At 70.0% G+C, this 21,023-nt stretch carries 18 protein-coding genes; 5 read left to right on the top strand and 13 right to left on the bottom strand.

Annotated features, from left to right (window positions below; translation table 11 throughout):
* The first annotated feature begins 78 nt into the window (after positions 1-78).
* Complete coding sequence (locus ACIOJD_RS24335; RefSeq protein ID WP_401917376.1) at positions 79-792, top strand: hypothetical protein; 714 nt, start codon at positions 79-81, stop codon at positions 790-792.
* Here the strand turns inward: ACIOJD_RS24335 and ACIOJD_RS24330 are convergent.
* The 7 genes from ACIOJD_RS24330 to ACIOJD_RS24300 all read right to left on the bottom strand — a co-directional run bounded on the left by ACIOJD_RS24330 (position 762) and on the right by ACIOJD_RS24300 (position 9,791).
* On the bottom strand, positions 762-2,321 hold the full coding sequence (locus ACIOJD_RS24330) for a hypothetical protein (protein WP_401917374.1): 1,560 nt from the start codon (positions 2,319-2,321) through the stop codon (positions 762-764). The two genes, ACIOJD_RS24335 and ACIOJD_RS24330, sit on opposite strands and share 31 nt — an antisense overlap.
* Before the next feature lie 259 nt (positions 2,322-2,580).
* Positions 2,581-2,904 carry a putative quinol monooxygenase gene (locus ACIOJD_RS24325; protein WP_401917372.1) on the bottom strand — a complete coding sequence of 108 codons (324 nt, stop codon included), beginning with the start codon at positions 2,902-2,904 and terminating at the stop codon, positions 2,581-2,583.
* Between the two features lie 1,280 nt (positions 2,905-4,184).
* Positions 4,185-5,855, bottom strand: a complete 1,671-nt coding sequence (locus ACIOJD_RS24320) for a hypothetical protein (RefSeq protein WP_401917370.1) — start codon at positions 5,853-5,855, stop codon at positions 4,185-4,187.
* A gap of 318 nt (positions 5,856-6,173) precedes the next feature.
* Positions 6,174-6,947 (bottom strand): amino acid ABC transporter ATP-binding protein, encoded by a 774-nt coding sequence (locus tag ACIOJD_RS24315; protein ID WP_401917368.1) that lies wholly within the window; start codon positions 6,945-6,947, stop codon positions 6,174-6,176.
* On the bottom strand, positions 6,944-7,822 hold the full coding sequence (locus ACIOJD_RS24310) for an amino acid ABC transporter permease (protein ID WP_401917367.1): 879 nt from the start codon (positions 7,820-7,822) through the stop codon (positions 6,944-6,946). Before ACIOJD_RS24310 ends, ACIOJD_RS24315 begins: the two co-directional genes overlap by 4 nt.
* Complete coding sequence (locus ACIOJD_RS24305) at positions 7,819-8,694, bottom strand: ABC transporter substrate-binding protein (protein ID WP_401917365.1); 876 nt, start codon at positions 8,692-8,694, stop codon at positions 7,819-7,821. Before ACIOJD_RS24305 ends, ACIOJD_RS24310 begins: the two co-directional genes overlap by 4 nt.
* A gap of 173 nt (positions 8,695-8,867) precedes the next feature.
* Positions 8,868-9,791: an aldo/keto reductase gene (locus ACIOJD_RS24300; protein ID WP_401917363.1), complete on the bottom strand. Its 924-nt coding sequence runs from the start codon at positions 9,789-9,791 to the stop codon at positions 8,868-8,870.
* A gap of 84 nt (positions 9,792-9,875) precedes the next feature.
* Here ACIOJD_RS24300 and ACIOJD_RS24295 point away from each other — a divergent pair, with 84 nt between their 5' ends.
* Positions 9,876-10,517, top strand: a complete 642-nt coding sequence (locus tag ACIOJD_RS24295) for a TetR/AcrR family transcriptional regulator (protein WP_401917360.1) — start codon at positions 9,876-9,878, stop codon at positions 10,515-10,517.
* Between the two features lie 220 nt (positions 10,518-10,737).
* Here ACIOJD_RS24295 and ACIOJD_RS24290 read toward each other — a convergent pair whose 3' ends face one another.
* From ACIOJD_RS24290 to ACIOJD_RS24280, 3 genes are all read right to left on the bottom strand, one after another.
* Complete coding sequence (locus ACIOJD_RS24290) at positions 10,738-11,199, bottom strand: hypothetical protein (RefSeq protein WP_401917357.1); 462 nt, start codon at positions 11,197-11,199, stop codon at positions 10,738-10,740.
* A 218-nt stretch (positions 11,200-11,417) separates the two neighbouring features.
* Positions 11,418-12,689 (bottom strand): glucarate dehydratase family protein, encoded by a 1,272-nt coding sequence (locus ACIOJD_RS24285; RefSeq protein ID WP_401917355.1) that lies wholly within the window; start codon positions 12,687-12,689, stop codon positions 11,418-11,420.
* 2 nt (positions 12,690-12,691) lie between these two features.
* Positions 12,692-13,606 (bottom strand): 5-dehydro-4-deoxyglucarate dehydratase, encoded by a 915-nt coding sequence (locus ACIOJD_RS24280; RefSeq protein WP_401917353.1) that lies wholly within the window; start codon positions 13,604-13,606, stop codon positions 12,692-12,694.
* Between the two features lie 451 nt (positions 13,607-14,057).
* Between ACIOJD_RS24280 and ACIOJD_RS24275 the strand changes: the two genes are divergently transcribed.
* Positions 14,058-15,338, top strand: a complete 1,281-nt coding sequence (locus tag ACIOJD_RS24275) for an MFS transporter (RefSeq protein WP_401917350.1) — start codon at positions 14,058-14,060, stop codon at positions 15,336-15,338.
* A 238-nt stretch (positions 15,339-15,576) separates the two neighbouring features.
* Here the strand turns inward: ACIOJD_RS24275 and ACIOJD_RS24270 are convergent, their stop codons facing one another.
* Positions 15,577-16,194 (bottom strand): TetR/AcrR family transcriptional regulator, encoded by a 618-nt coding sequence (locus ACIOJD_RS24270; RefSeq protein WP_401917348.1) that lies wholly within the window; start codon positions 16,192-16,194, stop codon positions 15,577-15,579.
* 228 nt (positions 16,195-16,422) lie between these two features.
* On the opposite strand from ACIOJD_RS24270, the gene ACIOJD_RS24265 reads away from it, so the two are divergent.
* Positions 16,423-16,890, top strand: coding sequence for an ester cyclase (locus tag ACIOJD_RS24265; RefSeq protein ID WP_401917345.1), 468 nt, complete (start codon positions 16,423-16,425; stop codon positions 16,888-16,890).
* A gap of 175 nt (positions 16,891-17,065) precedes the next feature.
* Positions 17,066-17,893, top strand: a complete 828-nt coding sequence (locus ACIOJD_RS24260; RefSeq protein WP_401917342.1) for an MBL fold metallo-hydrolase — start codon at positions 17,066-17,068, stop codon at positions 17,891-17,893.
* 38 nt (positions 17,894-17,931) lie between these two features.
* Here the strand turns inward: ACIOJD_RS24260 and ACIOJD_RS24255 are convergent, their stop codons facing one another.
* Positions 17,932-19,017, bottom strand: coding sequence for an LLM class flavin-dependent oxidoreductase (locus tag ACIOJD_RS24255; RefSeq protein ID WP_401917339.1), 1,086 nt, complete (start codon positions 19,015-19,017; stop codon positions 17,932-17,934).
* Between the two features lie 117 nt (positions 19,018-19,134).
* Positions 19,135-20,913, bottom strand: coding sequence for a coagulation factor 5/8 type domain-containing protein (locus ACIOJD_RS24250; protein ID WP_401917336.1), 1,779 nt, complete (start codon positions 20,911-20,913; stop codon positions 19,135-19,137).
* Positions 20,914-21,023: the final 110 nt, after the last annotated feature.

The following is a 21,023-nucleotide window of genomic DNA, read 5'->3' as shown; positions in this document are numbered from 1 at the left end:
TCGATCGGTCAGCGAATCGAGGGGCTGGCCTTTATTGCTGGTGGCGGCACACAAACCCGTTCGCATAACCTCATGGACATGGCAGATATGTTTGCGGGAGTCCGTCTGCTCGGCCCGCCAGTGACCGACGGCGAGTACATCGCGCTGAGTGAGCACGAGATAGTGCACTTGCACCAGTACACGCGGATCTACGCCGTGCCCGGCCTCTATGAGTATGTCGTCCAGGAACGGCTGCAGTGCACGTCGCCGCAGGTCGCGGCAGAGGGCTTCCTGCGCGCGGCCGCGCGCCTCGGGCTGGAGCCGGGCTCGTTGACGGTCCTCGATGTCGGCGCCGGCACGGGACTGGTCGGCGACCTGGTGCGTCGCGGTGGCGTAGCCCAGGTGGTCGGGGTCGACTCGCTGGCGGCAGCGCGCGTGGCGAGTCTGCGCGACCGGCCAGGCGTCTACGCCGACTACGTGGTCGGCGACTTCTTGCGCGACGACACACTCCGTGAGGAACTGCGCCCGTACGCGCTCGGGGGACTGGTGTCGGCCGGAGCGTTCGGCGGCACACACGCCACACCGAAGGCGCTCGACAACGCGCTCGCGGTCCTGCCACCCGGCGCTCCCGTGGCCTTCACGATCGATGAGCGGTGGATGGACGAATCGGATCCGGACGGATTCGGCGCCGCCGTCGAGCGGCTGGTGGCCGACGGAGAACTTGTGGTGATGGAACGAACCCGGTTCCAGCACCGGGTGACGACGACCGGCGAGCCGATCTTCTACGAACTCGTCGTGGGCCGGACCGGGTGAGGCGCCGGTGCACGACCGTCCGGCTCAAGTGACCCGCCGCTCCGCCCCGTTGGGCGGCTTCGCTCCTGGCCCCGTGCGGTGGTGAGTTGGAAGACGGGGACGCCGGTGCCTCCCGTGCTCACGTTGATGATGTCGTCATGGCCCAGACGGCTGATGCAGCCGTGAGCGGTGGTGCCGAACAGGTAGGGGTCGGTGCCCTCGTACCAGTCGTCGACAAGCAGCCGTCCTTCGTGCCACCGGGGATAGGGGATTCGGGGAATGCTCACGCGTTCCTGGAGGACATGGGGGACGGTCAGAGCCCGGCGCAGGTCGTCGCGCCACTGCCGTTCGGTGCGGTGCCGGCCGCGCAGGATCCCATGGCCGCCGTAGGAGTCGTTGGGTTTGAGGATCAACTGGTCGCGCCGGCACTGGGCGAAGTCGAGCAGGTCGATTTCACGGTCGCCGTGGGTGGTGGATCCCGGGCGCAGGAGTCGTGTCCAGGGGACGTGGGCGCGGGCGGCCGTGCGTTCCCGGGGGGAGAGCAGGTGCCTGGTGGTGGGGTCGGTGAGAAGGGCGAGGGCGGATTTCTTGTGGGCGAGGTGGCTGGAGGGTGAGTTGACCATCACACAGGCGCCGTCGGCCCATCCGCGCATCATGGGGTGCTCGGGCAGGGAGTTGCCGTGGCGGGCGATCAGATCGGTGAGGACCGCACGGCGGTAGACCACGGTGACCGGTCGGTGGCTGCCGTTGTCGTCGCGGGCACGCAGGCCCTGGCCGGGTGTGTAGGTGAGGTCGTCGGTGGAGCAGACCAGGGCATCGATGCCCTGGTTGGCCAGGTGTTCGCGCAGGTGGTGAAATTCCCAGCCGGCGACCGAGGTACCGCATTCGACGATGGCCACGGACGGGTGGCCTCCGGGGGCTCCGCCCGTTTCCCACGCGTGGAGCAGGGTGTCGGCGACGCGGGGGCCCGTCGCCGTGCTGTGGGTGGGGAATTCGCGGGTGAAGGCGCGCATCGCGGGGGTGTCGGCGTAGATTTCGGCGATGATGTCCTGCGTCAGGACGCCGCCGGGCGGGTGGGCGTTGTATTCGACGAAGGCGATCCGCTCGCCGTCGAGGAATCCGTCGAGCCTGCCGTGGTCGGGTGCGCCGTCCGTGGCCGGGGCCATGGCGGCCACAGCCATCTCCAGGGGCGCGGGTGCCAGGATCGAGCGCACCCGCCGCCCCATCTCGTCGTCGGCCAGGGCGTGGGCGGCGAGGCGGTGGACGGCACCGGTGAGGAGCGCGGCAGTGGTACAGATCCGGGCGTGGTCGGTGCCGGCGATCAGGCGGGGCCGCAGTGTGGATGAGTACGGACGCCCCTCCACCCGCAGTCCCGCGTCGTGCTGGCGGCGTGCGAGGAGGTCATGGGTGGACGACGCTACCCGGTCGTGGGCGAGGATCGCGTGGAATCGCTCGATCGCGGCTCGGATCGCATCCGGTCCCGTGGAACCGGCCGCAGTTGATTCCCGGTCGTCTCCGCGCCGACCGGTCACATCCGGGTACGTCGTCATGCTGTGCCTTTCCTGGAACCCGGGAGGCTGGACCCTGAATTTCGTTACCAGGTCAACGAGTTCATGACCACGAGGGCACGGACACGATCCCGTCCTCGACGCCGAGCCGAGGCCCGGACCGTGCCGACGGGACGTGCCTGTGCGGACGTTGATCACCCGGGGACACCGGCCGACGGTGACTCGGCCGGCTCCAGTGGACGCCCAGCCCCGCTCCCCGTTCTGTCAGTTCCAGTGGGGGAGGCGGGGCTTCGCCGTCCGGTCAGCCGATCTTGAGTTCGCCCATCTCGCTCCAGCCGGTGGCTCCTTCGATCGTGGTGCTCACGATCTCCGGAGTGCCGCTCAGCAGGGGCCGCATGGTCTCAAGACCGGCGCGGAAGTGGTCGGAGTTCACGTGGGCGGCCGCCGCGTCGTCCTGGAACGCCTCGACCAGCACGTACGTGTCCGGGGCCTCCAGGCTCCGGGACCACTCGAACCAGAGATTGCCCGGCTCGGACCGGGTGGCGGAGGTGAAGGCCGCCACGTGCGTCGGCCATTCGTCGACGTACTCGGGCTTCACCTGGAACTTCACAACGATAAAAATCATCCGTCCATCGTAGGACCTTTTAGACCAGGCGGCCCGGCCCCCAGGGCCGACCCACCCGCACCAGCCCTGGGGGCGGACAGGAATCGAGAGGCCCTGCAGGCGGGGATTGCCGGACAGAGCCTGGGCCGGTGGTCTTTCAGCGAGGTAGAGGCGGGCTGGGTGGTTGGGCCGTAGGTGAACCGGGGTCTGGTGCGCGGCCGCTTCTCACCGTCAGGTGGTGGGCGTGCGAAGGCCGGCCACCGCCCATTTCGCCCGCGTGGACAGCCGGCTGAGTGTCTTCGCCGACTCCTTGCCGATCCTGTCCAGCAGGAGCCCGCCGTGCGCCATCGTCGTACGTACGAGTTCCTCGTCACCCGCCTCGACCGCGGCGAGTGTCAGCTCCAGATGCTGCTCCGTGATCAGGCGGCCGAGTCCCCGGCGGTGCCACTGGGGAGCCGTTCCCTCCGGCGCGGTGCCGTCGGCGCCGACCGCCGCCCGTGCCCGCTCCAGCGCCCGCCCGGCTGCCGCGAGGTCGCCCTTGCGGCGCTCCAGGCGGGCGAGGACGTGGGCCTCCGAGGCCCTGTCCCAAGCGGTTTCCTGAAGCGAGAGGAGGTTGAACTGGGCGCGCGCCGCCTGGGCGTGGTCGCCGATGCGCTCCAGGGCGCGGCTCAGCTCCCGGAGCCGGTCGGCGTCCGGGCCCGTGTCGTCCAGCATGCGGATGAGCGCGACCCGGGCGTGCTCCGGACGACCCTGCCGGTGGGCCAGTTCGATCCAGGTGAACTCGCTCTCCGCGGTCATATTCCGCCCGCGCCACTCCGCCTCCTCGGCGCGGGCCCACGCCACGGCTCCGGCGCTGTCGGTGACCCGCCCGGCAGTGGCCGACCGCAGCAGCGGAACGTCCCTGTCCTGCCCGTGCGAAGCCACCAGCGCCGCGGCCAGCCGCCGCTCCTCGTACCACTCGGTCCGCGTGGCACTCTCGTGCTCCAGCAGGAAGCGCAGCAGCGGCAGGTCGCCGTCACGGCGGTCGTACCGCGCCGCGCGCAGCACTCCCGCCCGCAGTGTCCGATCCGCGGCCGCCTCCTCCCACGCGCCGTGGTCGCCGGAGCGCATCCGTTCCAGCGCCTCCCGTCCCGGGCCGAGGACGATGTCGCGCAGGGGCGGGCGGAAGGACTCGTCCAGCCGGTACGCGCAAAGTTCGTGGGAGTTGAGCAGGACGTGGTCCGGCTCGGTGCGCCTGGCGGCCGACCGTGACATGGCGAGGAGTTCGACCAGCGGCCGGTCCGGCAGTCCCAGACCGCTGATCAACGCCGCCCGCCGCGCGTCCAGGTCGGGGACGAACTCCTCCCGCGCCTCGTCGTCCGCCGCGCGTATTTCGGCGAGCAGGCCCTCCTCGTCCAGTTCGGCGGAGATGTTCTCGCACCAGCCGGGCAGCCTGATGAGGATTTCGAGAGCCTCGCCGACACTGTCGGCGAGCAATGCCGCGTACCCCTCGGAAGACGCGTGGAGTACGGCGGTTCCCCCGCACAGGAAGTACGTACCGCCGGTGTCGTCGCCGGCGATCGGCTCCAGCGACGCGCCGGACGCCAGATGCACCTCCTCGACGTGGTGCGTACAGTCCACATCGTCGTACGTACGAGTTCCTCGTCACCCGCCTCGACCGCGGCGAGTGTCAGCTCCAGATGCTGCTCCGTGATCAGGCGGCCGAGTCCCCGGCGGTGCCACTGGGGAGCCGTTCCCTCCGGCGCGGTGCCGTCGGCGCCGACCGCCGCCCGTGCCCGCTCCAGCGCCCGCCCGGCTGCCGCGAGGTCGCCCTTGCGGCGCTCCAGGCGGGCGAGGACGTGGGCCTCCGAGGCCCTGTCCCAAGCGGTTTCCTGAAGCGAGAGGAGGTTGAACTGGGCGCGCGCCGCCTGGGCGTGGTCGCCGATGCGCTCCAGGGCGCGGCTCAGCTCCCGGAGCCGGTCGGCGTCCGGGCCCGTGTCGTCCAGCATGCGGATGAGCGCGACCCGGGCGTGCTCCGGACGACCCTGCCGGTGGGCCAGTTCGATCCAGGTGAACTCGCTCTCCGCGGTCATATTCCGCCCGCGCCACTCCGCCTCCTCGGCGCGGGCCCACGCCACGGCTCCGGCGCTGTCGGTGACCCGCCCGGCAGTGGCCGACCGCAGCAGCGGAACGTCCCTGTCCTGCCCGTGCGAAGCCACCAGCGCCGCGGCCAGCCGCCGCTCCTCGTACCACTCGGTCCGCGTGGCACTCTCGTGCTCCAGCAGGAAGCGCAGCAGCGGCAGGTCGCCGTCACGGCGGTCGTACCGCGCCGCGCGCAGCACTCCCGCCCGCAGTGTCCGATCCGCGGCCGCCTCCTCCCACGCGCCGTGGTCGCCGGAGCGCATCCGTTCCAGCGCCTCCCGTCCCGGGCCGAGGACGATGTCGCGCAGGGGCGGGCGGAAGGACTCGTCCAGCCGGTACGCGCAAAGTTCGTGGGAGTTGAGCAGGACGTGGTCCGGCTCGGTGCGCCTGGCGGCCGACCGTGACATGGCGAGGAGTTCGACCAGCGGCCGGTCCGGCAGTCCCAGACCGCTGATCAACGCCGCCCGCCGCGCGTCCAGGTCGGGGACGAACTCCTCCCGCGCCTCGTCGTCCGCCGCGCGTATTTCGGCGAGCAGGCCCTCCTCGTCCAGTTCGGCGGAGATGTTCTCGCACCAGCCGGGCAGCCTGATGAGGATTTCGAGAGCCTCGCCGACACTGTCGGCGAGCAATGCCGCGTACCCCTCGGAAGACGCGTGGAGTACGGCGGTTCCCCCGCACAGGAAGTACGTACCGCCGGTGTCGTCGCCGGCGATCGGCTCCAGCGACGCGCCGGACGCCAGATGCACCTCCTCGACGTGGTGCGTACAGTCCACATCGAACTCGAACGGAAACGCGGCCAGTTCGGCCAGATCGGGGCGGGTGCGCAGGAGTTCCAGAACACGGTCGGTCATGCGACCGAACCCTAACGAGCCTCACGGTCTTGTCCCGCCGAATCTTTGGCCGGGACGTGGGACATCGTTGGCAGGGCGTGCGCCGTGCTGCGCCACGGCCAAGGGCACGGCGACCCGCTCCGCCGGCGCCCGCCTCGGCCTCCAGGACTTCGGCACCGCCTGGCGGACTTCGGCGTCTGGACAGCCTCCTGATCCCCACGCGCCGACCGACGCGGGCACACCCGGAACCGGAGGGCGGTCGCCGAACCCGGCAGCCGCCCTCCGTCGTGGCACGTCCCGCTGGACCTCGTGCGCAGCCATCCCTTCCGCAAGGACCGCTTACAGCCGTCCCGCTTCGACGATCCGTCGCAGGAACCGCTGGGTGCGCTCCTCCCGCGGGCCGCCGAAGACCTCCTCCGGAGTGCCGCGCTCCAGCACCACTCCGGCGTCCAGAAAGCAGACCTGGTCGGCGACTTCACGCGCGAAGGCCATCTCGTGGGTGGCGATGACCATGGTCATGCCCTCGTCCTTCACCTCGCGTACGAGGCCGAGCACCTCGCCCACCAGCTCCGGGTCCAGTGCGGCCGTGATCTCGTCCAGGAGCAGCAGCCGGGGGCGTACCGCCAGCGCCCGTACGATCGCCGCCCGCTGCTGTTGTCCGCCGCTGAGCCGGTCCGGGTACTCGTCGGCCTTCGCCCCGAGCCCGAGCCGATCCAGCAGTTCGCGGGCGCGCTCGTCGGCCTGTGGCCGGGAGAGCCCGTGGACGCGCTGGGGGGCCAGCGTGATGTTCTGCAGAACGGTCAGGTGAGGGAAGAGGTTGTACGCCTGGAACACCACCCCGATCCGGCGGCGCACCGTGTCCGGGTCGGTCCGCGGATCGGTGATCTCCTCGCCCTCGAGCCAGATGGCGCCGTCGTCGATCTCCTCCAGGAGGTTGGCGCAGCGCAACAGGGTCGATTTCCCGGATCCCGATGCGCCGATCAGCGCGGTCACCGTGTGCGGGGCGACCTCCAGGTCCACGTCCCGCAGCACCAGCGAAGTGCCGAACGACTTGCGGACCGCCTCCATCCGCAGCACGGGAGCCTCCGGTGCCGCGGCCGGTGCCACGCTCATACGATTCCTCCCTGTGCCCGCCGCCGGTCCATCCGGGCCGTCACCCAGTCGGTGAGCCGGGTCATCGGGATGGTCAGCGCGACGAAGACCAGACCCGCGACGACGTACGGGGTGTAGTTGAAGTCCTTGCCGGCGATGATCTGCGCCGCGTACACGGCGTCGACGGCACCGGCGATCGACACGAGTCCGGTGTCTTTCTGGAGCGACACCAGGTCGTTGAGGAGCGGTGGCACGACACGGCGGACCGCTTGGGGCAGTACGACGAAGCGCAGTGCCTGGCCGCTGCTGAGTCCCAGGGAGCGGGCCGCCGCCCGCTGCGAGGGGTGTACGGACTCGATGCCCGCCCGGAAGACCTCGGCGACGTATGCCGAGTAGGTCAGTACGAGGGCGCTGCCGCCCAGCAGCACGGGATCGGTGGTCACCCCCTGGAGGCGCAGCGCGGGCACTCCGAACACCACCATCAACAGGCAGATGATGAGGGGGAGTCCGCGGAAGAAGTCCGTGTACGCGGTGGCCAGTGCCCGTACGGGGAAGAACACCGGCCCGCGCAGGGTGCGCGCCACCGCCAGCAGCAGGCCGAGCACCAGCACGGCGGCGCCGCACACCGCCAGCAGCCGCAGATTGAGCCACAGGCCCTCCAGGACCTGCGGGAGCGCCACGCGCGCGTAGTGGGCGCTGAAGAACGTCTCCTTGGTGCGGGCCCAGCCGGGGGAGTTGGTGATCAGGAGGAACAGCACCGCGCCCGTCACGAGGGTACTGGTCGCGGCGATCGCCGTGGCGCGCCGGGTACGGGCACGCCGGTGGCGTTCGCGGGCGATGCGGCGTTCCGAGGGGACGTAGACGTCCTCACCGTCGAGTGTCTTGTGCGGTGTCATTTGAGCACCGGTGCGTCGACGGCCTCGGAGAGCCACTTCTTTTCCAGGGCGGCGAGGGTGCCGTCCTTCCGGAGAGCGTCCACGGCGCCGCTCACACAGGAGGTGAGCTTGCTCTCCCGGTCGAGGACGAGACCGAACTGCTCCGATTTTTCGGATGAGTTCGGGAACTGGCCGACCACCTTCGCCTCGGGCACCTCGGCCCCGGTGATGTAGAAGGCGGTGGGCAGGTCCACGACGATGGCGTCCACCTGACCGCTCTTCAGGGCCAGTTTGGCGAAGTCGTTCTTCTGATAGACGGCGGTCCGCTGTGTGGGCCTGACCAGATCATTGATGAAGTCGAGGCTGGTGGTGCCCACTTGGGCGCCCAGCTTCACGTCCTTGAGGTCGGCCGCGCTCTTCGCCTTCGCGGCCTTCGACGACTTCAGAGCGACGACGGCCTGGCGTACCTCGTAGTAGCCGGAGGAGAAGGCGACGGCCCTTTTGCGCGTCTCACTGATGGAGACCTGGTTGATGTCGAAGTCGAACTTCTTGGCTCCGGGCGCGAACGAGCTGTTGAACGGCACGTTCTGCCAGACCACCGCATCGCGGCCGTAGCCGAGCCGATCTGCCACGGCGTACGCCACCGCCGACTCGAACCCCTTGCCGTTGGACGGCTTGTCGTCGGTGAACCAGGGGGCGTAGGCGGGCTTGTCGGTGCCTACGGTCATCTTCCCCGGTACCTCGGTGGCGAGCCTGCCGGGCGCGCAGGACGCCGTCGCGCCCTTCTCGCCCGGCGCCTTCCCCTCCGGTTGCGGGGAACAGCCCACGAGGGCGGCGCAGAGGGCTACGACGGAGCAAAGAGCGGTGACCAGGGAGCGGTTGACGAGATGCATAGCGGGAGACTTGCAGTGGCCGGGCCCGTCTGTCGAGACGACGTGGCCGTAGTCCGTATGGTGGGAAGGGGTGTTGAGGTGTCCCCTCCGCGTCGTCTCCCTCCTCCGCCCTGCGATCCACGGCACCGGACCCCGCTCCCTGATCCGGCCCGATCCAAACGGAAGACCCGGTCCTAGCGTGTCGGGACGGCGTCGAGCGCGGCGAGCGTCGCGTCGTCGAGCACGATCGTGGCCGCGGCGACGTTCGCTTCGAGGTGCTCCGGGTTCGCGGTGCCGGGGATGAGGAGTACGTTCGGGGCGTGCCGAAGCAGCCAGGCGAGGCCGACCTGTGACGGAGTGCTGCCGAGGGACCGCGCCGCGGATCGGACCGCCGGCTCGTCGGCCACCTGCGGGATGCCGGGGAACGCACCGCCGAGGGGGAAGTACGGGACCCAGCCGATCCCTTCGGCGACGCAGGCCCTGACCATGTCCTCGTCGTCGCGCGTGACGAGACTGTAGGCATTCTGCACACAGACGATGCCCGCCGGGATCGCCCGGCGCAGTCCCTCGAGGGTCACGCTGCTCAGACCGATCGCGCCGATCTTTCCCTCGTCGCGCATCGCGGTCATCACCGCGAGCTGGTCATCGAGGTCGACCACCTGGTCACCCTCGGCCTGGAGACCGGGTCCGGCGTCCATGCGGCGCAGGTTCACGACCGGGACCTGGCCGACACCGAGGCTCCGGAGGTTGTCCTCGACGCTTGCCCGGAGTTCCTCGGGCCGCTGCGCGGGACGAAGCGGGACGGGACCGCCGGGGGCGGGGTCGGCGCCGACTTTGGTGACGACGAGGACGCCGTCCTCGGGGCGCAGCGCCTCGCGGATGAGTCCGTTGGCGAGACCGTCGCCGTAGAACTGGGCGGTGTCGATGTGGTCGATGCCGAGCTCGACCGCGCGGCGCAGCAGCGCGATGGCCGCGCCCCGGTCGCCACGCAGGCGTTCGAGCTGCATCGCCCCGTATCCGATACGGGAAACGGTCCGGCCGGCGAGCACGCCGGAGCCTCCCGGACGCGCTACGCCGGTGGCCGTGACCTCGGGGGAGGGAGTGCTGTCGGGTGCCATGCGAGCCCCGTCCTCGTGCGATGATGAGGGAAACGGAGGTTCCTCCGTTAATTGGACTGTAGCACTACCGGAGGTGCCTCCGTTTTGAGTCCGTCCGAACCGATACCCACCGGTGCTCCAGCCGGTCCGTCCGCCGCCGGCCGTCCGGTGCGCGCCGACGCGCGGCGTAACCGCGACAGGCTCGTCGCTGTCGCCCGAGCCGCTTTCGCGGCTGCCGACGGCACCGTCGCGCTGGAGAGCATCGCCCGCGACGCAGGAGTCGGGATCGGTACGCTCTACCGCCACTTCCCCACCCGCGAGGCACTCGTCGAGGCTGTCTACGCCGCCGAACTCGACGATGTCGCCACGAGTGCCCCCACCCTGCTCGACGAGTTGCCGCCCGAGGCCGCGCTCCGTGCGTGGATGGACCGCTACGCGGCGTTCGTCGCGACGAAGCGCGGAATGATCGACACGCTCCGCACCGGCTGGGCCTCGGGACGCATCGCGACCCCGGCCACGCGGGAGCGCCTCACCGCCGCGATCGGAATGATCCTCGCGCAGGGAGCGCGAACGGGTTCACTCCGTGAGGATGCCGACCCCGAGGACGTCACCACCATGCTCCTCGGAGTGTTCCTCTCCACGGCGGCCGTCGGTACCCCGGAGCGGACCGGCCGACTGCTCGACCTCCTTGTCGACGCGCTGCGTCCGAGGGGCGAAGCGGTGAACCTCCCCGAGACGAAGGGGTGAACCCGCGCGGCCGAAAGGGCTGTTGAGGCCGGTCCGCGCCCAGACTGAGGTGGCCGCCGGCCAAGGGCGGAGGCGGGTTTCGAGGGCCTCCGGCTCAGCCGCCCGTGTGGAAGCCGCCGGTGTGAAGCGGTCGGTGTCCCGATCATCGCGGACGGCGTCGCGACAGTTGCCTCGGCGCTGTCGGGCGTGTCGGGAGAGGGCCGAACCGCGAACGTGCGTGTCAGACGTCTTCGGGCGACTCGGGGCGCAGCAGCGGATGCACGACGCCGGGGAACACCCGGACCCGGATGACCGGCTCCGCCGCCCCGCCCTGGATCACGGTCTCGGCGACGCCCCACGGGCGGCCGGTCAGCTGGACGGTCAGGGTGTACGAGGACGAGCACCCGGTGCATTCGTACCGGTCCGCCCACGTCTCCACGTCCGTGACGCTGCCGGGGTACCGCTTCACATGCCGGTGCCGCGCGTGGCAGTGATCGCACTTCTCGCCGGGTTCGCAGGTCCCGCCGCACGGACAGGGCACGTCGAAGGAGTCCGCCGGGCGCCAGCGCTGGACGAGTACGGCCTCCCGGGTGGCGCCCATGTCCTTCATCGCCTTGAGGTTGCGGGCCGCGACGTTGTACGACTCACCGGTCGCGGCCATCCGGTCCCGGATGACGTCCTTGCGTCCGCGGTTCGTCGTCATGCTGCTCCTCCTGGGGTCACGCAGCCCACCAGGAGGCCCACGGGAATCGGTACACCTTTACGGTACCCGTAGCGGCGGCCCCCTCCTGCCGGAGCGATCGGCCGCGGGGCCGGGAGCTGTGGCCGTACGCTCGGGACGGCCGGAGTCCCCATCCCACCTTTGAGGCCCGGTGGCGCGGTCCTTCCCCGCCGGGCCTCGCCCTCTTGTTCTCTCTTCCTCTACCAGCGCGGGATGGTGGCCCGGTAGGTCGGGTGGATGGTGCGCATGTAGCCGGTGTCGTCCCTGTTGCGCAGACCGCTGGTCAGGTATTGCTCGTGCAGGACCCCCAGCGCGTCGCGGTCGAGCGTGACGCCGAGGCCGGGGCTGGTGGGCACCGCCACCGAGCCGTCCTTGAACGCCAGTACACCGGGCTCGATGATGTCCTCGGTCTTCCACGGCCAGTGGGTGTCACAGGCGTACGTGAGGTTGGGCGTGGCCGCCGCGAGATGGGTCATCGCCGCGAGGCTGATGCCCAGATGCGAGTTCGAGTGCATGGACAGGCCCATGCCGAACGTGTCGCAGATCCCGGACAGGAGTTTGGAGCGACGCAGCCCGCCCCAGTAGTGGTGGTCGGAGAGGATGACCTGCACGGCGTCCACCGCCACCGAGGGATGGAGCTCGTCGAAGGCCACGACGCACATGTTGGTCGCCAGCGGCATCGACACCTCGCGGGCGACGGCGGCCATGCCCTCGATGCCCGGTGTCGGGTCCTCCAGGTACTCCAGCACACCGTCGAGTGCCCGGCCGACCTCGATGGAAGTGGGCACCGTCCAGGCGGCGTTCGGGTCGAGCCGCAGCGGGTGGTCCGGGAACTCGGCGCGCAGCGCCCGTACCGCCTCGACCTCCTCCTCGGGCGGCAGGACCCCGCCCTTGAGCTTGATCGCGGTGAATCCGTACGCGTCGACCATGCGCCGGGCCTGGGCCACCACGCCGTCGGGGTCCAGCGCCGCGCCCCACTCGTCCGGGTCGGAACCGGGGTGGCTCGCCCACTTGTAGAACAGGTAGGCGCTGAAGGGCACCGACGCGCGCACCGCGCCGCCGAGGAGATCGGAGACGGGCCGGCCGCACGCCTGTCCCTGGATGTCGAGCAGCGCGACCTCGAACGGGGAGTGCACCCGGTCGACGGTGCTGCTGGTGGTGACCATCCCGGTCAGACCGGAGCCACCGACGCCGCCGACACGGGCGATGACCTCGCCGACGCGCCGGTGGAGTTCCTCGGTGGCGTAGACGTCGAGTCCGACGATCCGTTCCGCCACGGCCCGGAGCCGTTCCAGATGCCTGGCGTCGGCGTAGGTCTCGCCGAGTCCGGTGAGCCCGCCGTCCGTGCGCACTTCGACGATCGCGCGCAGGGCGTACGGTTCGTGGACGCCGACCGAGTTGAGGAGCGGCGGGTCGCGGAAGGCGACGGGCGTGATGGTGACGGCGGAGATCCGCAGCTGTTCGGCGCTCATGGTCACGCGTTCCTTACGAGTTCGAGTCCTCGCTCCAGGAGCGCGGAGAGTTCGTCGAGGTCTTCCCGCGTGGGGTCGCTCAGCGGTGCGCGGACCGGTCCGACGTCCAGGCCGCGCAGCCGTACACCGGCCTTGACCAGGGAGACCGCGTATCCGGGAACCTTGTCGCGCAGCGCGACCAGCGGATGGAAGAAACCGGCCAGGAGGGCGTCGACGCGCTTCTCGTCGCCCGTGGTCACCGCGCGGTGGAAGGCCAGGGAGATCTCGGGGGCGAAGCAGAAGACGGCGGACGAGTACAGCGGGACACCAATGGCCCGGTAGGCGGGGACGGTCGCCTCCGCGGTGGGGAGTCCGTTGAAGAACTGGAAGGGTTTGGCGCGCTCACGCAGCGATTCGCGGATGGCGACGACGGTGCGCGCCAGGGTTTCGATGTCGCCCACACCGTCCTTGAAGCCGACGACCCGGTCGATCGCGGCGACTTCCACGGCGGCGCGGGGGCTGAACCGGGCATTGGCCCGGTTGTAGACGATGAGGGGCAGCCCGGCGGCCTGAGCGACCTCCCGTACGTACCGCACCAGTCCGTCCTGATCCGCGTTGACCAGGTACGGCGGCAGCAGGAGCAGCCCGTCCGCGCCGTTCTCGCGTGCCGCTCCGGCGAGTTCGATCGCCGTCGGGAGCGGGCCGCCGACGCCCGCGAAGACGGGGACCGCCCCGTCCACCGACTCGACCGCGGTGCGTACGACGTCGGTGTGCTCCCGTGGCGACAGGGCGTGGAACTCTCCGGTACCGCAGGCGGGGAAGACCGCGCCCGCACCGGCGTCCACCCCCGCCCGTACATGCGTGCCGAGGGTTCGCGGATCGAGGGTGCCGTCGGGTGCGAACGGCGTGACCGGAAAGAACAGCACTCCGTCAAGCATAAGACTCCGTTCACGTATGTAACCGTGATCCATGATGATGTAAGCGTCAGTAAATTTAGGACGCACCGCCGGAACCGTCAAGCAATCGGGCCGTCACGTACTGCTCCTGACGTGGCCGATCCCCTCAGTTGGGCGCTCGACGCGGTCCTGGGGGATTCCGCGGGGAAGTCATTGACCCGGTGGACACGCGACCGTAACGTGTCCACACGTGTAACGCCCGTTCACATACATATACATCACTATGCGCCACCCCGATCGGGGTGCGGTGCGATCCCTCGCCCTCGCGAGCGGAGTTCGGCCCGCGCGGTCAACGGTGTGGGCCCCAGGCACATCTGTCATGCCGTCACGGCAATTGAAGTGGGAGACAATGATGGTCCCGCAGCCTTTTGCGAAGAGTCCCGAGAGCGAGCCCGACGCCGAAAGTCGCGCGGTCGGCAAATTCCTGCGCCGCATGCTGCCCATTCTGGTCCTGATGCTCCTGGTCAACCAGATGGACCGCACGAACGTCGGCTTCGTCCAGGACGAGTTGCGGGCCGACGTGGGGGTGAGCGCCACCGCCTACGGCCTCGGCGCCGGCCTGTTCTTCATCGGGTACGCCCTCTTCGAGGTGCCGAGCAACATGCTGATGGAGCGCTTCGGGGCCCGGGTCTGGCTGACCCGCATCATGATCACCTGGGGCCTGGTGATCCTGGCGATGTGCTTCATCCAGAACGTGACGATGTTCTACGTGCTGCGGTTCGTCCTCGGTATCGCGGAGGCGGGCTTCTTCCCCGGCGTGCTCCTGTACTTCACCCAGTGGCTGCCGGACTCCAGCCGCGGCCGGGCCAGCGCGATCTTCCTGGGCGGTTCCGCCACGGCCTACATCGTGACCGGCCCGATCACCGGCGCGCTGCTGGAACTGCACGGTGTGGGCGGATTCGCCGGCTGGCGCTGGATGTTCGCGCTCGAAGGGGCCTTCTCCATCCTGGTCGGGTTCGTCGCCGGATTCTTCCTCGTCTCCCGTATCGGTGACGCCCGCTGGCTCACTCAGGAGGAGAAGGACGCGCTGGGATCCGCGGTCGCGCGCGACCAGGAGTCCCGCAGCCGGGCCCCCAAGGTGTCGCGGTTCCGCCTGCTGCTCCACCCCCAGGTCGCCCTGCTGACCGGGGTCTTCTTCGCCATGGCCCTCACCGGCTACGCGATCACCTTCTGGCTGCCGAGCCTGGTGGCGGAGATCGGCGGGCTCTCGCCCTTCCAGATCGGGCTGCTGTCCGCCATCCCGTGGATCTGCGCGGTGATCGCGATGTACACGATGAGCCACTTCACGGACCGCGCCCCGGACCGCAGGCCGTATCTCGCGGTCTGTCTGATCCTGTCGGCGTCGGGCGCCTTCCTCGCCACCCTGGGCTCCCCCTGGTTCGGTCTGCTCGCCCTCACCCTGGCCGCGATCGGAGGGAAGTGCGCCGCCACCCTGTTCTGGCCGATGGCGCAGGCCGGGCTCGACCTGAAGATCGCCGCGGCCGGGCTGGCGGTGGTCAACTCGCTCGGCAACCTCGGTGGATTCGTCTCTCCCACGCTCTTCGGCTATCTCAAGGACACCACCGGCAGCACCAACGGAGGTCTGTACGCTCTCGCGGCCGCGTCCGTGCTGGCGGTCCTCGGCGTCGCCTTCATCAACCGGCCGGGCAGCCCGGCGGTCCGTACCGGACAACCGGCGGTTCACGGGCCGTTGGCGGCCGACGAGGCGCGGTGAGCGCGCGACGCGGGGGAGCGCCGCACCGGTCCGTGCCCGCCCACGCGTCCGTGCCCGGCCGCTGATCCGCGCCCGTCCTCCGCTCCAGGTGGCGGAAGGCACGGCCCGCAGAGGATCAGGCCCGGTCCCGCCGAGGATCCGCCGGGACCGGGCCTGCCGGGTACCGCCGCCGGTCGGCCGGCGGGGAGTTGTCGTTGGTGGACGCCTCCCTGCGGTCGCGCGACAGTCACGCCCGCCCTCAGCGCGGTGCCTGGAGCAGTGTGGCCAGCAGCCGCCCGAACAATTCGGGTGAGGCGCTCTCCGGGTCGACCAGGTACTCCAGGCCGAATCCGTTGAACAACGCGATGATTCCGGTGGCCAGTTGACCGGCCGGCATCGGCAGCTCGGCCTTCCCGGACTCCTGGTGCTCCTCCAGGAGTCCGACCACCGCGGACCGGATTTCCTGACGGTGCGTCATGAAGTGTTCGCGTACAGCCGGATCGCGAGCGGCGCGCAGCCAGAACTCCATCATCAGCAGATGGAGGTCCGGGCGCTGCCGCAGCGCTTCGGTCATCGACCTGCCGGCCCCCATCGCCCGCTCGCCCTCGCTCGGCGCGGGACGTACCGCATCGCGCAGCTGCCGCAGACGTTCGTCCACCGTCTCCCGGAGCAGAGCCAGGAACAGGTCGTCCTTCCCGGTGAAATTGGAGTAGATCGCACCGCGCGACAAGCCGGCCGCCGCCGCGACCTGTTCGAGGGAACTCTGGGCGAAGCCGTGCCGGCCGAAGGTGTGGACAGCGGCGGTCAGCAGGGCTGCGCGGGTGTCGGCGCGGGGTGCTCGGCGGACTCTGGCGGGTGCCGGCTCGGGCGTTGACATGCGACCTCCTCCAACTGGATACTCAAGTGTATTCAGTACCCAGATGTATCGAGTTTAAGGCTGCATGCGCAGCTGTCCAGGTCACAGAGCCTGTGAACGCTCTCGACCGCTGGTGCCTCGATCGGGGCGGCGCGGGCGGTGTGCTCACCCGAGACAGCGGTCCGCGCCGGATCGAGCGTCGGTGGTCGGCGGCGCGGCCGCAGCTCTCCAGGATGGAGTCCCGCACATATGACGACCCCGCAGACCGCTCTCCGAGAGGCACGAGAAGCCCTGGTGCGCGAGCACTTCGAGTCCGAGAGCACGCAGGAATTCGATGTCACCCTCGCCACCTTCGACCACCCCCGCTACGAGATAATGACCACCGGTCAGGTCTTCGACGGTCCGGCCGAGGTGATGAGTTACTACAACCTGACGCGTGCGGCCTTTCCCGACCAGCGGCACGAAAACGTCCGGTTGCACCACACCGACGACGCCGTCGTCGCCGAGTTCGACCTTCTTGGCACCCACCTCGGTGAGCTCTACGGCAACCCGCCCACCGGGCGCGCTTTCCGCTGCCCTGTCGTCGCGTTCTTCTTCTTCGACGGGGTGGAAGGGCAGCGCATCGTCTGCGAGCGCGTCTACTTCGACAGCGGCACCATCGCCACCCAACTCGGCATCGTCCCCACACTGCCGGCCGCGAAGGCCGACGCCTCCTGACCGCTCAGGCATGGTCGACCGGTGTGCCGCGGGCGCTCATCGAGCCCGCGGCACGCGGAGCGGGACGCTGCGCGTAGCGTGGTGAGGTGTGGCGTCCGCGCGACACGGGCCCGCCCGCACCGGCTCCCGTAGCCATCCCCCCACAACGCCCCTACGCAGCCTCACACGGAGCGGCATGACGATCCATCACCTCGACTGCGCCGGCATGTGCCCGGCCGGCGGCCGCCTGTTGCTCGGCAGCGGGCGGCTGTTCACCGGCCGCTTCGTGAGCCACTGCCTGCTCATCGAGTCGGACGACGGTCTGGTTCTCGTCGACACGGGACTGGGAACGGCCGACGTCGCCGACCCTCGACGGCTGGGCCTCGCCTTCCGCGCCGCCATGCGACCCGAACTCGCCCCGGACCGGACCGCCTTGACGCAGATCCGCGCCCTGGGCCTCGATCCCCGCGATGTGCGTGACATCGTCCTCACCCACCTCGATCTCGACCACGCCGGAGGGCTGGCCGACTTCCCGCACGCACGGGTCCATGTCCTGGCCGACGAACTGCGTGCGGCCGAGGCCCCTCCGACCAGGGGCGAGCGGGTGCGTTACCGACCCGTCCAATGGGCCCACCATCCCCACTGGGTCGAGTACGAGCGCCCCCAGGAGGAGTGGTTCGGCTTTCAAGCCGTCCGGCTCACGATGCCCGCGGCCACCCCCGAGATCCTGCTGCTCCCCATGCCGGGACACACGCGCGGCCACTGCGCGGTGGCTGTGCGGAGCGGCGAAGGCTGGCTCCTGCACTGCGGCGACGCCTTCTTCTCCCCCGCGGACATCCACCCCGGCAGGCCGCCCCGCCCGCCCGCGCTCTCCGTGGTCCAACGCCTGCTCGCCACCGACAACTCCGCACGACGGCACAACAGGCTGCGCCTGCGGGAACTGAACCGCGCCCAACCGGACCTGATCAGGCTTTTCTGTGCCCACGACCCGCACGAGTTTCACCGGCTGGCGCGGACCGGCTAGGTCCTGTCCGGTCGGTCTTGTCGGGTCGGTCCGCGGTGTCAGGCGTTCCGGGCCCGGCGAAGATCGGCCGGACAGGGCCCAAGGGGTCCTTGTGGAATGGGCGGCCGGCTCGCGACGCCTGGCACAAGTCCGGCCAGATCCGCCAGCCGCCGGTAGGAGTCCAGCTGCGCGTCGCGGTCGTACGTACTCGTCGTGACCAGGTACTCGTCGGCCGCGCTGCGTGCGAGCAGTCTCTCCAGTCCGGCCGCCACCTCGTCCTCCGTGCCGTACAGCTGGCCGCGCAGCGCGTCCTCGAACAGTGAGCGCTCCCGGTCGGTCATGCCGGTCGCGAGGACGGTGTCGACGGACGGGAGTGCCGGGAATTCCCCGTGCGTACGGGAGTAGGCCGTGGACCAGGCCTCCGGGAGCAGCAGTCTGTGCGCTTCCGCGGTGGTTCGGGCCACCGCGACCGTACCGGAAAGCACCACATACGGGCGCTCGCCCCAGGCGGACGGCCGGAAGTCCCGCCGGTACTCCTCGATGGCCCGCAGCATGGCGTCCTCGCCCCGTACGGCCGCGATGACCAGCGGCAGCCCGGCCTCGGCGGCGGTCCGCACGCCCTTCCCGGTGGCCAGGACGAACGCGGGCACGCGCAGCCCCTCGGCCGGGCGGGCGTGGACCTGGGGGTGCGCCGTCCGGGGGCCCTGGAAGTAACCGAGCAATTCCGCGAGCCCGCGGGGGAAGTCCTCGGCATCCCGCTTGTCCCGGCCCAGTGCCCGTCGTACGCCGTCGGTGAATCCCACGGAGCGGCCCAGCCCCATGTCGATACGCCCGGGGAAGAGGGACTCCAGTACCCCGAACTGCTCGGCGACGACCAGTGGTTGGTGGTTGGGCAGCATGACACCGCCGGTGCCGACGCGGATCGTGGAGGTCGCGGCGGCGACCGCCGCCGCGAGCACGGTGGGCGCGGAGCCCGCCACCCCCGGCACACCGTGATGCTCGGAGACCCAGAAGCGGTGGTAGCCGAGCTCTTCGATCCGCCGGGCGAAGCCGACGGTGTCACGCAGCGCCTGCGGGCCCGCCTGCCCCTCCCGGATACGGGAGCGGTCCAGTACGGAGAATCTGGTCGTCGTCACGGTACTCACACCTACCGCAACACTCCGGCCGCGCCAGGATTCCCGAACCTCGTGATCACCCTGCGGTGCCCGGGGCAGCGCGCGCCGCGAGACGTGTCAGTGCTTCGCGGCGCGCGCCGATCGGCCTCAGGGGAAGGACACCACCGTGGACGGCACGGTCGTCGTCCCCGACGTCGGCGAGCCGATCGCGTTGATGACGTGGTCGTACTGCCCGTTCCCGCTGAGCGACACCACGAGCAGGCCGTGGAACTTCACACCCGCGACAGCGGGTGCCGCGAAACCGTGTGCCTGCCGGATCGACGGGTCGACGTTGTAGTAGCAGTAGCTGCCCAGACCCCAGCCCTCGTGTGTGCTCACGTGGTCGGCGACCTTGTAGGCGGCGTAGCCCCGGGTACCGCCGTTCTGGATCGCGGCCTGGTTGGGGGCGTCGTACGCCTTCTCGTTCTGGAAGAAGATGGTGCGGCCTCGCTGGCCGTTCCACTGGACGTCGTACTTGTTGAAGTGCTCGACGAACAGACCGGTCGCCAGCACGTCGTCGCCGTTCACGACGATGCCGTAGTCCGCGCGGTTGGTCTCCCAGCCCACGCCTTGTCCATGGTCCGCACGCCAGACCCAGGTGTGGTCGATGATCGTGTGACGGCTGTTGACGACCATGCTGGTGGTGGCCTTGCCGGGGCCCGCGCCGCCGATCCGGATGAAGACGTCCTGGACGGTGGTCGGGTTGGCGGAGTGGTCGGTGGACGTGCCCTGCGGCCCGATCTCCAGCAGGGTGGTGGAGTTGACGGTTCCCGCGTCGATCAGGAAGCCGGCGAGCCGCACCCCGTCGACATCGGCCACCTTCATCGCCGTCGCTCCGTTGTCCGGTACGAGAGTGGCGTAGCCGAGGCCCAGGACCACCGTGTTCGCGCGCTCGACCCGCACGGGCCGGTCGACATGGTAAATGCCGGGCGTGAAGAGCAGGTTGAGGCCCTGGGCGAGGGCCTCGTTGAGGGTGGCCGCGCTCACTCCGGGCTTGGCGACGTAGAACTGGGTGAGCGGGAGTGAGGTCCCCCTCGGCGTGCCGTTTCCCCATGTCGTGCCGCGCGCGTTGGTGCGCAGCTCCGGAAGGAAGACTCTGAAGTTGGCGCCGTCCAGGTAGAGGAACGGCTTCTCGCGCGAGATGGGGGTGTTGTTCAGTGTGGTGTAGGGAGGGTTGGGGAAGCCCTGTCCCGGGGCGCCCTCGACGCCGGAGAAGGTCATGTTCCAGACGGCATTGGTCCAGCCGCCCACGGAGCTGTCGCGGGTGTACCACTGCTGCTGGGAGTACGGTCCGACAGTGCCGTCGATCCTGCTGTCGGCGATGTAGCCGCCGCTGGCCCAGCCGTAACCGGCGGGGGCGAGGTTGAGTCCGCCCTTGATGTGCATGCGACGGAAGGGAGCGGCCTGGGCGACGGCCCACCGGTTGGTGCCGTTGACGGGGCTGAGCGCCAAATTCTCGGCCGAGCGCCAGAAGTTCTGGGTGGCGTTGCCGTTGAACCAGCCGGCGTCCACGGTCACATCACCGTTGAAGGTGGTGTCGTCGGGAGAGAGCCCGAGACCCGAGATCGAGGTGTAGAACCCGATCTGCGCGTTGATGTTGTTGTAGGTGCCGGGCTTGAACAGCAGTTGGTAGCGGCCGTTGCCGAACTGCGCCGACTCCTGTTGCCGGAATATCTGGTCGAGCGTGCCCTGGATATTGGGAGTCGACGGATCGAAGATCAATACGTTCGGGCCGAGATCACCACCGCCGGGCAGAGCGGCGGCGCCGGTCCGCGCGGCTGCGGGCGACGACGCGGAAGCGGGCGAGGACAGGGCGAGCGTGCTCGGCGCGGCGGCTGCCGCTGCCATCACGCCGAGAACCGTACGACGCGTGGGGGGTGTGGGCATGGCGGCTCTCCTTGTTCAGGAAATGAACGATGCGAGTGTGGGGGAGCGCTCTCTCACTCAGGCATGTTCATGGCATGTGAACACCTCGTCAAGAGAAACGACCGGGAGTC

Source organism: Streptomyces sp. NPDC088116 (assembly GCF_044741745.1).
In the GTDB taxonomy this organism is placed as follows: Bacteria; Actinomycetota; Actinomycetes; order Streptomycetales; family Streptomycetaceae; genus Streptomyces.
The sequence above is the reverse complement of the archived record's forward strand: the minus strand, read 5'-3'. Positions and strand labels throughout refer to the sequence as shown.